Annotated in this window: 13 protein-coding genes; 5 read left to right on the top strand and 8 right to left on the bottom strand. The window is 67.7% G+C overall.

Going from position 1 to position 12,480, the window contains the following annotated elements:
• Positions 1-26: 26 nt before the first annotated feature.
• Both FSV73_RS14765 and FSV73_RS14760 read left to right on the top strand, forming a co-directional pair.
• Positions 27-1,370, top strand: a complete 1,344-nt coding sequence (locus tag FSV73_RS14765; protein ID WP_145008602.1) for a S41 family peptidase — start codon at positions 27-29, stop codon at positions 1,368-1,370.
• Positions 1,367-2,128, top strand: a complete 762-nt coding sequence (locus FSV73_RS14760) for a divergent polysaccharide deacetylase family protein (protein ID WP_145008601.1) — start codon at positions 1,367-1,369, stop codon at positions 2,126-2,128. Before FSV73_RS14765 ends, FSV73_RS14760 begins: the two co-directional genes overlap by 4 nt.
• A gap of 12 nt (positions 2,129-2,140) precedes the next feature.
• Here the strand turns inward: FSV73_RS14760 and FSV73_RS14755 are convergent, their stop codons facing one another.
• From FSV73_RS14755 to FSV73_RS14720, 8 genes are all read right to left on the bottom strand, one after another.
• Positions 2,141-2,902, bottom strand: coding sequence for a substrate-binding periplasmic protein (locus tag FSV73_RS14755; protein ID WP_145008600.1), 762 nt, complete (start codon positions 2,900-2,902; stop codon positions 2,141-2,143).
• A 50-nt stretch (positions 2,903-2,952) separates the two neighbouring features.
• Positions 2,953-3,711, bottom strand: a complete 759-nt coding sequence (locus FSV73_RS14750; RefSeq protein ID WP_145008599.1) for a substrate-binding periplasmic protein — start codon at positions 3,709-3,711, stop codon at positions 2,953-2,955.
• Between the two features lie 30 nt (positions 3,712-3,741).
• Positions 3,742-4,524: an imidazole glycerol phosphate synthase subunit HisF gene (gene hisF / locus FSV73_RS14745; protein WP_145008598.1), complete on the bottom strand. Its 783-nt coding sequence runs from the start codon at positions 4,522-4,524 to the stop codon at positions 3,742-3,744.
• Between the two features lie 10 nt (positions 4,525-4,534).
• Positions 4,535-5,272: a 1-(5-phosphoribosyl)-5-[(5-phosphoribosylamino)methylideneamino]imidazole-4-carboxamide isomerase gene (gene hisA / locus FSV73_RS14740; RefSeq protein WP_007159787.1), complete on the bottom strand. Its 738-nt coding sequence runs from the start codon at positions 5,270-5,272 to the stop codon at positions 4,535-4,537.
• A gap of 32 nt (positions 5,273-5,304) precedes the next feature.
• Positions 5,305-5,562: a DUF2164 domain-containing protein gene (locus FSV73_RS14735; RefSeq protein ID WP_145008597.1), complete on the bottom strand. Its 258-nt coding sequence runs from the start codon at positions 5,560-5,562 to the stop codon at positions 5,305-5,307.
• The gene (gene hisH / locus FSV73_RS14730; protein WP_145008596.1) at positions 5,562-6,200 is read right to left on the bottom strand and encodes an imidazole glycerol phosphate synthase subunit HisH; all 639 of its coding nucleotides are present in this window, start codon (positions 6,198-6,200) and stop codon (positions 5,562-5,564) included. Before hisH ends, FSV73_RS14735 begins: the two co-directional genes overlap by 1 nt.
• Positions 6,200-6,793 carry an imidazoleglycerol-phosphate dehydratase HisB gene (gene hisB / locus FSV73_RS14725; RefSeq protein WP_145008595.1) on the bottom strand — a complete coding sequence of 198 codons (594 nt, stop codon included), beginning with the start codon at positions 6,791-6,793 and terminating at the stop codon, positions 6,200-6,202. Before hisB ends, hisH begins: the two co-directional genes overlap by 1 nt.
• 124 nt (positions 6,794-6,917) lie before the next feature.
• A complete protein-coding gene (locus FSV73_RS14720; RefSeq protein WP_145008594.1) occupies positions 6,918-8,582 on the bottom strand; it encodes an OFA family MFS transporter in 1,665 nt (554 codons plus the stop codon).
• A gap of 297 nt (positions 8,583-8,879) precedes the next feature.
• Here FSV73_RS14720 and FSV73_RS14715 point away from each other — a divergent pair, with 297 nt between their 5' ends.
• Genes FSV73_RS14715 through FSV73_RS14705 form a run of 3 tightly spaced genes read left to right on the top strand, consistent with a single transcriptional unit; the run spans position 8,880 to position 12,435 of the window.
• Positions 8,880-11,105 (top strand): AsmA family protein, encoded by a 2,226-nt coding sequence (locus tag FSV73_RS14715; RefSeq protein WP_145008593.1) that lies wholly within the window; start codon positions 8,880-8,882, stop codon positions 11,103-11,105.
• Entirely contained in the window at positions 11,102-12,166 is a 1,065-nt protein-coding gene (mutY, locus tag FSV73_RS14710; protein ID WP_145008592.1) for an A/G-specific adenine glycosylase, read from the top strand. The genes FSV73_RS14715 and mutY overlap by 4 nt, the downstream gene beginning before the upstream one ends.
• Positions 12,163-12,435 (top strand): oxidative damage protection protein, encoded by a 273-nt coding sequence (locus FSV73_RS14705; protein ID WP_017639567.1) that lies wholly within the window; start codon positions 12,163-12,165, stop codon positions 12,433-12,435. The genes mutY and FSV73_RS14705 overlap by 4 nt, the downstream gene beginning before the upstream one ends.
• The last annotated feature ends 45 nt before the right edge of the window (positions 12,436-12,480 follow it).

Raw genomic sequence — 12,480 nt, 5'->3', positions numbered from 1 at the left:
GACACACCCCGGTTTAGGAGCTGCACATGCCGCATCGCTTTCGTCCCACCGTCCTGGTCCTCGCCCTGTTGTTCGGTGGCGTCGGAGTCGTCCAGGCGCAATCGCCGCAGAGCACGCCGGCCGCGGTGACGCCGGTCGCACCGGGCACCGCCCCCGCCGCCCCCGCCAGCGCGCCGCTGCCCCTGGACGAGCTGCGCACCTTCGCCGAGGTGTTCGACCGCATCAAGGCCGCCTACGTGGAGCCGGTGTCGGACAAGGTCCTGCTGGAGAACGCCATCAAGGGCATGCTCAGCAACCTGGATCCGCATTCCGCCTACCTGGAGCCCAAGGACTTCGCCGAGCTGCAGGAAACCACCAGCGGTGAATTCGGCGGCCTGGGCCTGGAAGTCGGCCAGGACAATGGCTTCATCAAGGTGGTCTCGCCCATCGACGACACCCCGGCCGCCAAGGCCCGCCTGCAACCGGGCGACCTGATCGTCAAGATCGACGGCCAGCCGACCAAGGGCCAGGCCATCAACGAAGCTGTCGACAAGATGCGCGGCAAGCCCGGCAGCCCCATTACCCTGACCATCGTCCGCGGTGGCGGCCAGCCGTTCGACGTCAAGCTGGCGCGGGCGGTGATCAAGGTCAACAGCGTCAAGAGCCAGCTGCTCGAATCCGGCTATGGCCTGCTGCGCATCTCGCAGTTCCAGGTCAACACCGGCGAAGAGACGGTCAAGGCACTGAACAAGCTGCGCCAGGAGAACAAGGGCAAGCTCAAGGGCCTGATCCTCGATCTGAGGAACAACCCGGGTGGGGTCCTGCAATCGGCGGTCGAGGTGGCCGACGCCTTCATGACCCATGGCCTGATCGTCTACACCAAGGGCCGCCTGCCCAACTCCGAGCTGCGCTTCTCGGCCGATGCCGCCGATCCCAGCGAGAAGGTGCCCCTGGTGGTGCTGATCAACGGGGGCAGCGCCTCGGCCGCGGAGATCGTCGCCGGCGCCCTGCAGGACTCCAAGCGCGGCATCCTCATGGGTACCGACAGCTTCGGCAAGGGGTCGGTGCAGACGGTGCTGCCGCTCAACAACGACCGCGCGCTCAAGCTCACCACGGCGCTCTACTACACGCCCAGCGGTCGCTCCATCCAGGCCCAGGGCATCACGCCGGACATCGCCGTGGCCCCGGCCAAGGTCACGCCGCAGAGCGGTGGCGACGAGTACTTCCGCGAAGCGGACTTGGCCGGCCACCTGGGCAACGGCAATGGCGGCGCCGACCGGCCCACCGGCAGCAAGGCGCCGAACCAGAGTCCGCGGCCGCAGGATGACGACTTCCAGCTCTCCCAGGCGCTGTCGCTGCTCAAGGGGCTCAACGTCACCCATACGCCGTGAGGGCTGGACGCTGGCTGCTGGCCGGGGTGCTCGCCCTGGCCAGCGGTCTCGCCCAGGCCGCCACGGCGCAGCTGACCATCGTCATCGACGACCTCGGGCAGAATCCCCAGCGGGATCGCCAGGTACTGGCGCTGCCCGCGCCCGTGGTGCTGGCGATCATCCCCGAGACCCAGCACGCCGCCGAACTGGCCGCCCTGGCCCATCGCGCCGGGCGCACGGTCCTGCTGCACCTGCCCATGGACCCGGCTGGCGGCCCCTATGCCTGGCATCCGGAAATGTCCTCGGCCGAGCGTCTGCAACGACTCGACCGAGCGCTGGAACGGGTACCCGAGGCCGACGGGGTGAACAATCACGAAGGCAGTCGCATGACCGCGGACCGGCCGGCCATGGCCGAGTTGATGCAGGTGCTGCAGGAGCGCCACCTGCTGTTTCTCGACAGCCGCACCAGCGCCGCCACCGTGGCCGCGGCGGAAGCCCAGAAGATCGGCCTGGCCAGCGTCTCGCGCGATGTCTTTCTCGATAACGAGGCGACCCCGGCGGCGGTGGCCGCGCAATTCGCCGAGGGCGTGCGCCTGGCGCGGCGCCAGGGCAGCGCCGTGTTGATCGGCCATCCCCACCCGGCGACCCTGGCGGTGTTGGCGCAGCAGCTGCCGCAGCTCGAGGCCCAGGGCGTGGAGGTCATCGACTTGCCACAGATGATCGCCCTGCGGGCCAATCAGGCCATGCCCGGGCACGGCCGCGACGGTCGCTATCGCTAGCGCACCAAGGCGTCAGAGGTAGTTGTTGGTGATGCTGTCGACCACGCCTTGCTGACGCATGGCGTCCAGCGCCTGCTGCAGGCGGGTCACCACCTCGTCGGGGGTGTCTTTGTTCAGCGCCAGGTACAGGTCGGACTCCTGGAAGCTCAGCAGCGTCTGCAGGTTGCTGACACCCTCCTGCTTGGCCAGGTAGCGCGCCACCACGTCGGTGGTCGCCCAGACGTCGATCTCGCCCTTCTGCAGCCGGGCGATGTTCTCCTGGTCGCGCAGGGCTTCGCTGGCGACGATGCCCTTGTCCTTGAGTATCTGGCTGACCGCGGAATTCTTGTAGGTACCGACGCGCAGCTTGGCCGCGGCGGCGAGGTCGGGCACCTTGACGGTGCTGCCGGGCAGGGTCATGAACACCTTGCGGGTCTTGCCGAGCGGGCCGACCCACTTGAACAGCGGATCGCGCGACTCGGTGCGGGACACGGAGAACAGCGCGTAGTTGGGGCTTTCCAGGGTCAGGTTGTAGATGCGATCCCAGGGAAAGCGCAGCGACAGGTTGTAGTCGATGCCGGCGCGCTTGAACATTTCGCGCACCAGATCGGCACTGATGCCGTCGATGGCGTCATCCCGGGCGAAGTTCTTGTCGTCGACCGCCATGTTGAAGGGCGGGAAATTCTCGGTCAGCAGCACGACGCGATAGCCGGGTGGCAATTCCGCGTGCGTCACGCCCATGCCCAGGGCGCACCCCAGGAGCACACCGGCGATCCCCAACCACGACTTGCGCATGTCTCTCTCCTCGAATGGGCACCCGACCCGGCGGACGCGACCGGGCAGGATCACAGATAACGATTGAAGATGGCCTGCACCGCACCGCTCTGGCGCATCTCGTCGAGCGCCTTTTGCAGCTTCTGTACCACCTCGTCGGGTGTCTGCTTGTTCAGGGCCAGGAACAGCTCGCCGGTATTGAAGCGCAACAGCGTCTTGAGACCGGTCACGTTCTCCTGGCGCGCCAGGTAGCGGCCGGCGGGATCGCCGGTGGCCCAGACGTCGATCTGCCCCTTGAGCAGGCGTTGCACGTTTTCCTGATCGCGCAGGGCGAGGTCGGGCTGGAAACCCTGCTGGGCGAGACTCTCGGCGATGGCATCGCCCTTGTAGGCGCCGATCTTGAGCTGCTGCGCGCGCACGTCGTCCAGGCTGCGCAACTGCAGATGGCTGTCGGCGCGGCCGAGCAGCACCCAGTCGTCCGGGCCTATGGGGCCGACCCACTTGAACAGGGCCTCGCGCTCAGGCAGCCGAGCGGTGACGAAGACGCCATGGTCGGGCTGATCCAGGGCCATGCCGTAGATCCGCTCCCAGGGGAATCTCAGGGTGAGGTTGTAGGGGATGGCGGCGCGCTGGCACATCTCGCGGACCATCTCGACGGCGATGCCCTTGAGGTCGTTGTCACGGGCGAAGTTCTTGCCGTCGGCAGAGAAGTTGTAGGGCGGAAAGTTCTCCGTCAACAGCGTCAGCTGATAGTCCGCCGGGATCTCCGCCCGGACCGCCGTCGATACCAGCAGCAAACCCGCCAAGCAGGCCCAGAATCCCTTGCGCACGCCCCCACTCCCTGCCGGCACCGCCGGTGCTTAAGATTTTGCGGAGCGTATCACAATCCCTTTTTCGGCCAGGTACCGTTTAGCCTCGGGAATGGTGCATTCGCCGAAATGGAAGATGCTGGCGGCGAGTACCGCCGAGGCCTTGCCCTCGAGGATGCCGTCGGCCAGGTGCTGCAGGTTGCCGACGCCGCCGGAGGCGATCACCGGGATGCCCACCGCCTCGCTGACCGCGCGGGTGACGCCCAGGTCGAAGCCGTTCTTCATGCCGTCCTGGTCCATGCTGGTGAGCAGGATCTCGCCGGCGCCCAGGCCTTCCATCTTCTGCGCCCAGGCCACCGCATCGAGCCCGGTGGGCTTGCGGCCGCCGTGGGTGAAGATCTCCCAGCGCGGCGTCTCGCCGGGGCCGCTGACGCGCTTGGCGTCGATGGCGACCACGATGCACTGGGCGCCGAAGCGCGCCGCGGCCTCGCCGACGAATTCCGGGGTGAAGACCGCCGCGGTGTTGATCGAGACCTTGTCGGCCCCGGCGTTGAGCAGGTTGCGGATGTCCTGCACGGTGCGCACGCCGCCGCCCACGGTCAGCGGGATGAACACCTGGCTGGCCATGCGTTCGACGGTGTGCAGGGTGGTGTCACGGCCCTGGTGGCTGGCGGTGATATCGAGGAAGGTGATCTCGTCGGCGCCCTGCTCGTTGTAGCGGCGGGCGATCTCGACCGGATCACCGGCGTCGCGGATGTTCTCGAACTTGACGCCCTTGACCACGCGGCCATTGTCCACGTCGAGGCAGGGGATGATGCGTTTCGCCAGCGCCATGACTGAGTCCTCAGACCTTGAAGTTGTCGCACAGCGCCTGGGCCTCGGCGACGTCGAGGGTACCCTCGTAGATCGCCCGGCCGGTGATGGCGCCGATGATGCCCGGGCTGCGGGCGTCGAGCAGGTTCTGGATGTCGCCCAGGTTGTGGATGCCGCCGGAGGCGATCACCGGGATGCTGGTGGCTTCGGCCAGGGCGCGGGTGGCCGGCACGTTGCAGCCCTGCATCATGCCGTCGCGGGCGATGTCGGTGTAGACGATGGCGCTGACGCCGTCGGCCTCGAAGCGACGCGCCAGGTCGGTGACCTGCAGTTCGCTGACCTCGGCCCAGCCGTCGGTGGCAACGAAACCGTCCTTGGCGTCCAGGCCGACGATGACCTTGCCGGGGAAGGCGCGGCAGGCCTCAGCGACGAATTCCGGCTGCTTGACCGCCTTGGTGCCGATGATCACGTAGCTGACGCCGGCGCGGACATAGTGCTCGATGGTCTCCAGCGAACGGATGCCGCCGCCGATCTGGATCGGCAGGCCGGGATAGCGCCGGGCGATGGCGGTGACCACCTCGCCGTTGACCGGCTGGCCTTCAAAGGCGCCGTTGAGGTCCACCAGGTGCAGCCGGCGGCAACCGCCGTCGACCCACTGGGCGGCCATGGCCACGGGATCGTCGGAGAACACGGTGGAATCTTCCATGCGCCCCTGGCGCAGGCGGACGCAGGCGCCGTCCTTGAGGTCGATGGCGGGGATGATCAGCATGGCAATACCTTGGCTCTCGGGGTGAGGGCGATCTAGGGCTTTTCCAGCGCCCAGATGTCGCTTTCCAGGCTGTCGACGCGCTCCCTGAGCAGGGCCTGCACGTCGGCAACCGCTTTGTTGTAGTACAGCGGCCCGCACTCGCGGGCGAAGAAATCCAGCAGTTCCTCGACTTCGAAGCGTCCCAGGCGGACCTCGAAGCGGTCGTCCAGCAGGGTTTGCAAGACCGTGACCAGGCGCTGGGTCTGCTCGGCTTCGAGCATCACCAGCGGCGCGGGCGGCTTGCGTGCCATTACCAGCGGCCGTCCCAGGCGAGGAAGTTGGCATAGAGCTGCAGACCGCAGTCGGCGCTCTTCTCGGGATGGAACTGGGTGGCGAAGCGCGAGCCGTCGGCCAGGGCGGCGGCGAAGTCCAGGCCGTAGCGACCGCGGCCGACCACCTGGCGCGGATTGCCGGCCTCAACGTAGAAGCTGTGCACGAAGTAGAAGCGGGCGCGATCGGGGATGCCGTGCCAGAGCGGATGGTCGAGCACGTGGCTGACCTCGTTCCAGCCCATGTGCGGCACCTTGAGGGTCTCGCCCTCTTCCTGCATGCCACCCGGGAAGCGCCGCACGGCACCGGGGAACAGGCCGATGCAGTCCACGCCGCCGTTCTCTTCGCTGCGCTGCATCAGCGCCTGCATGCCGACGCAGACGCCGAGGAAGGGGCGGTCCTGGCTGACCTCGCGCGCCAGCTCATCGATGCCCTGGCGGCGGATCTCGGCCATGCAGTCGCGGATGGCGCCGACGCCGGGCAGGACGATGCGGTCCGCCTCGCGGATCACCGCGGGATCGCCGGTCACCAGCACCTGGTGGCTACCGGCATGCTCCAGGGCCTTGGCCACGGAGTGCAGGTTGCCCATGCCATAGTCGATGACGGCTACCGTCTGCATCACAGGCACCCCTTGGTGGAGGGCATGACACCGGCCATGCGCGGGTCTTCGCTGAGGGCCATGCGCAGGGCGCGGCCGAAGGCCTTGAACACCGTCTCGATCTGGTGGTGGCTGTTCACCCCACGCAGATTGTCGACGTGCAGGGTCACCTGGGCGTGATTGGTGAAGCCCTGGAAGAATTCGAGGAACAGGTCGACGTCCATGCGGCCCACGGTGGCGCGGGTGAAGGGTACGTTCCAGTGCAGCCCGGGCCGCCCGGAGAAGTCGATGACGACGCGCGACAGGGCTTCGTCCAGCGGCACATAGGCATGGCCATAGCGCTGGATGCCCTTCTTGTCGCCGACGGCCTTGGCGAAGGCCTGGCCGAGGGTGATGCCGATGTCTTCCACCGTGTGGTGGTCGTCGATGTGCAGGTCGCCGCGGCAGTGGATGTCGAGGTCGATCAGCCCGTGGCGGGCGATCTGGTCGAGCATGTGTTCGAGGAAGGGAACCCCGGTATCGAAGCGCGCGGCGCCCGTACCGTCCAGATCCAGGAATACCTTGACCTGGGTTTCCAGGGTATTGCGCTCGACGGTTGCCTTGCGTTCGGCCATAGCCTGCTCCGCGAAAATCGGTGGGCGAAAGGGCCGATATTATAGGGGGGCGGGGACAGGATCGAAAGCGCGGCGGGACGGACGCCCGCCGTGCAGGGCGCCCGCAGGGGGCGCCCGCTACCACTCAGCTGAACAGCGCGGCGGTCTTTTGCAGGGTGATCCAGATTCCCCAGGCCAGCGGGATACCCACGGCCAGCCAGGCGGCGATGGCCAGCGGCTTGGTCTTGGGATCGGCGCTCCACTCCAGCACCTGGGCGCTGCCGGCGCTGCTGTCATGGCCCTTGGCCCGCTCGACGGCGAGCTCGGCCTCGGTCATGAAGTGCTTGTCGGCCACCGGGCGCACCAGCAGGTTGCAGATGAAGCCCAGCACCAGCAGGCCGGCCAGGATGTACAGGGTGGTGTCGTACACCTGGGCGCGGGGCATGCCCATGCTCAGCTGGTACTCGCGCAGGTAGTTGACCAGTACCGGACCGAAGACGCCGGCGGCGGCCCAGGCGGTGAGCAGGCGACCGTGGATGGCGCCGACCATCTGGGTACCGAACAGGTCGGCCAGGTAGGCCGGCACGGTGGCGAAGCCGCCGCCGTACATGGACAGGATCAGGCAGAAGGCGAAGACGAACAGCGCGACGCTGCCCAGGTGACCGGTCCAGGGCACGATGGCATAGAGCACGAAGCCCAGCGCGAAGAAGACGAAGTAGGTCATCTTGCGGCCGATGTAGTCGGAGAAGGACGCCCAGAAGAAGCGGCCGCCGATGTTGAACAGGCTCAGCAGGCCGGTGAAGCCGGCGGCGATGGCGGCGATCTGCTTGAGCTGGTCGGCGCTCAGTTCACCGTAGGCCAGGCCATTGCCCAGCAGGCGACCACCGAAGACTTCCTGCAGCAGCGGCGAGGCCATGCCGAGGATGCCGATGCCGGCGGAGACGTTCAGGCAGAGGACCGCCCAGACCAGCCAGAACTGCGGGATGCCCCAGATCTTGCTCACGTGCACGTGGCGGTTGGTGATCATGGCGTTCTGCGCCTTCTTGGTCGAAGGCGTCCAGCCGGCGGGTTTCCAGCCGGTCGGGGGTACGCGGTAGCCCAGGGCGCCGCTCATCATGAACACGAAGTAGATGACCGCCATGACCAGGAAGGCCTGCCAGACCCCGACCTCGGTGGCCGAGGCGAAGTGGCGCATCAGCAGGTCGGCCAGCGGGGCACCCACCATGGCGCCGCCACCGAAGCCCATGATGGCCATGCCGGTCGCCATGCCGCGCTTGTCCGGGAACCACTTGATCAGGGTCGAGACCGGCGAGATGTAGCCCAGGCCCAGACCGATACCACCGATCACGCCGGAGCCCAGCCACAGCATCCAGATCTGGTGGGTATAGATGCCCAGGGCGGAAATCAGCAGGCCGCCGCACCAGCACAGCGCCGAGACGACCCCGGCCTTGCGCGGGCCGGCGTGTTCCAGCCAGCCGCCGAACAGCGCGGCCGAGCAGCCGAGGAAGATGAAGAACAGGGTGTAGATCCAACCGAGCTGGGAGATCTTCCAGTCACAGGTGGCGCTGAAGATCTGCTCGAAGAAGCCCATCTCGACCGGGCAGGCGACCGCGGCGGTGACGCCGATCGCCTTGGACAGCGGCAGCCAGAACACCGAGAAGCCATAGGCCATGCCGATGCACAGGTGGATGGCCAGCGCGGCCGGCGGTACCAGCCAGCGGTTGAAGCCAGGGCGCGCGATGATGCGCTCCTTGGACAGGAAAGCCGGACGTGCCGAAACGGCGCCGCCAGCGGTGAGAGTTGTGCTCATGGATTCAGCCCTTTTCTAGTGTATAGCGTCCAGGCCGGTGGACATTCCCTGCACGCTTCCCCAAAAACGAGTCAAAGAAACGGCGTCAACCGACCAGAGGTGCGCGACATTAAAGCGCACCCCTGGCCAACGGCCAGCCTTTCGCATTTCCCAGGCTACGGGCGGTGGCAGACGCCCGACGAAACGGGCGATCACCACCGCTGTCACAGGCCCGACACCCCGATGTCATCCGGGCGGGCCCATGCCCTTATACTGGCCAGTCGCGCCATCGCCCGTTGGAACAGGAATTTCCTCGCCATGAAAGCTTTCGCCAAAGTGCTGGGTCTCGTTCTCGTCGGCCTGCTGCTGCTCCTGGTCGCCGTCGGCTTCGCCCTCACCCACCTGGTCGATCCCAACGACTACAAGGACGAGATCCGCCAGCTGGCGCGCGACAAGGCCAACGTCGACCTGCAGCTCAAGGGCGATATCGGCTGGAGCCTATTCCCCTGGCTGGGCGTCGAGCTGCACGACGCCACCCTGGCCAGCGCCGCCAGCCCCGACCGCCAGCTGGCCCAGGTGCAGCGGCTGATCCTGTCGGTGCGCCTGCTGCCGCTGCTGCTGCGTCGCGATCTGGAAATGAGCGACGTCAAGATCGACGGCCTGGACCTCACCGCCAGCCGCGACGACCAGGGCCGCAGCAACTGGGCGGAGATCGGCCGGCCCGCGCCGCGCCCCGGCGAGCCCGAAGCGCCCGCCCAGGCACCGGCGGACGGCTCCTCGGCCACGCCGCCGACCACCCAGCATCAGCCGCTCAAGCTCAACGTCGAGAGCCTGACCATCCGCAACTCGCGGGTCGAGTACAGCGACGCCCGCACTGGCGCCCACTACGCCTTCGACGGCATCGACCTGCAGACCGGTGCCATCTATGCCGGCACCCCCATTCCGCTCAAGCTGGCCGGCACCGCCAGCACCACCCAGCCGCCGGTGAACGCCACGGTGCTGCTCAGCGGCGATTTCCGCTTCGATACGCTGAGCCAGCAATACGCCCTGGACAACCTCCAGCTGACCGGCGACGCCAGCGGCGAGCCCTTCAACGGCAAGGTGGTCAACTACTCCGCCAGCGGCCAGCTCGCCGTCGACCGCCGCGCCCAGACCGCCGAGTGGACCAACCTCAAGCTCACCGCCAATGACCTCAAGGCCCTGGGCGATCTCAAGCTCACCGGGCTGGAGAGTGATCCCCAGCTGGCCGGCCGGGTCTCCGTCGCCCGCCTGGACCTGCGCGCCTTCCTCGACAGCCTCGGCGTCGAGCTGCCGGCGATGGCCGATGCCAAGACCCTGCAGCGCTTCGAGATGAACGCCCAGGTGCAGGCCAGCCGCAACGCCCTGACCCTGGACGACTTCAATTTCCAGCTGGACGACAGCACCCTCAAGGGCCGGGTCGCCCTGGCCGACATCGCTCGCCGCGCCCTGCGCGTCCAGCTAAGCGGCGACACCCTGGACCTGGATCGCTACCTGCCGGCCAAGGCCGCCGCGGCGCGCCAGGCCAATGGTGCGCGCCAGGAAGAGGTCGCCCAGGTCGATGCCATCGCCACCCAGGGCAATTCGCCGCTGCCGGAGGCCCCGACCCAGCACGCCTGGAGCCAGGAAACCCTGCTGCCGGTGGAGCGCCTGCGCAGCCTGGACGCCGACCTCGACCTGAGCCTGCAACACCTGACGCTCAACCGCCTGCCCTTCGAGGGCGCCAGCCTCAAGGCCAAGGCCGGCGACGGCGAGCTGCAGCTCAGCGCCCTGGAAGGCGAATTGTTCGGCGGCCAGTTCCAGGCCAACGGCACCCTCGACGTACGCGGCGCCCAGCCACAACTCACCGCTCGCGAACGCATCAAGGGCGTGCCGGTGGAGCGCATCCTCCAGGCCCAGGGCCAGAAGCCGCCGGTGGAAGGCCAGCTCGACCTGGACGCCGACCTGCGCAGCAGTGGCGCCAGCCAGCGCGCCCTGATCGACAATTTGGGCGGCACCGCCCGCTTCGCCCTGCGCAACGGCCAGCTGATCGACGCCAACGTCGAAAGCCAGTTGTGCCAGGGCATCGCCCTGCTCAACCGCAAGCCGCTGGAGTTGCCCCACGGCGGCCAGAACACCCCGTTCCGCCAGTTGAGCGGCAGCCTCAGCATCGTCAATGGCGTGGCGCGCAACCAGGACCTCAGCGTCAGCGTGCCGGGCCTGGCGGTGAAGGGCGATGGCGACATCGACCTGCGCACCCTCGGCCTCGACTATCGCCTGGGCATCACCGTCCAGGGCGATACCAACGCCACCGCCGACCCCGGCTGCCAGGTCGGCGAGCGCTATGCCTACATCGCCTGGCCGCTGCAGTGCCGCGGGCCCCTGGAGCTGGGCGCCAAGGCCTGCCGCCTGGACCGCGAAGCCATGGGCCAGATCGTCGCCCGGGCCGCCGGCAATCGTCTGAACGAAAAAATCGAAGAGAAGCTCGGTGATAAGATCAGCCCCGACATCCAGAACGCCATCCGGGGATTGCTGCAACGCCGATGACTGACGACGCCTTTGGTACCGCCGTACTGGCCTGGTACGACCTGCACGGGCGCAAGGACCTGCCCTGGCAGCAGGCCGTGAACCCCTATCGCGTCTGGGTCTCGGAGATCATGCTCCAGCAGACCCAGGTCGCCACTGTGCTGGGCTACTTCGACCGTTTCATGCAGGCACTGCCCACGGTGGAGGCGCTGGCCGCCGCGCCCGAGGACGAGGTCCTGCACCTCTGGACCGGGCTCGGCTACTACAGCCGCGCGCGCAACCTGCACAAGGCCGCCAAGACCGTGGTCGAGCGCCATGGCGGCGACTTCCCGCGCAGCGTCGAGGCGCTCGCCGAGCTGCCCGGCATCGGTCGCTCCACCGCCGGCGCCATCGCCAGCCTGAGCATGGACATCCGCGCGCCCATCCTCGATGGCAACGTCAAGCGGGTGCTGGCGCGCTACACCGCCACCCCCGGCTATCCTGGCGAACCCGCCGTGGCGCGGCGCCTGTGGGAGGTGGCCGAGCGGCTGATGCCCCGGGAACGCGTCGGCCACTACACCCAGGCGATGATGGACCTGGGCGCCACCCTCTGTACCCGCAGCAAGCCCAGCTGCCTGCTGTGTCCGGTGAAACCCGGCTGCCGCGCCCATCTGCTCGGCCAGGAAACCGACTTTCCGGCAGCCAAGCCGCGCAAGACGCTGCCGCAGCGGCACACCCTGATGCCGCTGTTCGTCAACGACGCCAACGCCGTGCTGCTGCAGCGCCGTCCGTCCAGCGGCCTCTGGGGCGGCCTATGGGGGCCACCGGAAGTGGCCGATGTCGCCGAACTCGAGGCCCTGGCCGAACGCCAGGGCCTGACCATCGATGAACGCCAGGCGCTGCCCGGACTGGTGCACACCTTCAGCCACTTCCAGCTGGCCATCGAGCCCTGGCTGGTACAGGTGGACCACCGCCGCCACGCCGTGGCCGAGGGCGACTGGCTTTGGTATAACCTCGCCTCCCCGCCGCGCCTGGGCCTCGCCGCCCCGGTGCAGAAACTGCTCAAGCGCGCCGCGCAGGCGCTCAAAGGAGAACCCGCATGACCCGCACCGTGATGTGCCGCAAGCACAAGCAGGAGCTGCCAGCCCTGGATCGCCCGCCCTACCCCGGCGCCAAGGGCGAAGACATTTACCAGCACGTCTCCAAGCAAGCCTGGGAAGAGTGGCAGAAGCACCAGACCATGCTCATCAACGAGCGCCGGCTGAACATGATGAACGCCGAGGATCGCAAGTTCCTGCAGGCCGAGATGGACAAGTTCCTCTCCGGCGAAGACTACGCCCAGGCCGAGGGCTACGTGCCCCCCAGCGCCTGAGCCAACCGCTAAGCGCCCGAAAAATCTAAATTTTTTTCGGCTCGC

Source organism: Pseudomonas oryzihabitans, assembly GCF_007665395.1.
GTDB classification, from domain to species: domain Bacteria; phylum Pseudomonadota; class Gammaproteobacteria; order Pseudomonadales; family Pseudomonadaceae; genus Chryseomonas; species Chryseomonas psychrotolerans_C.
This window is presented reverse-complemented; position numbering and strand designations above follow the sequence as displayed.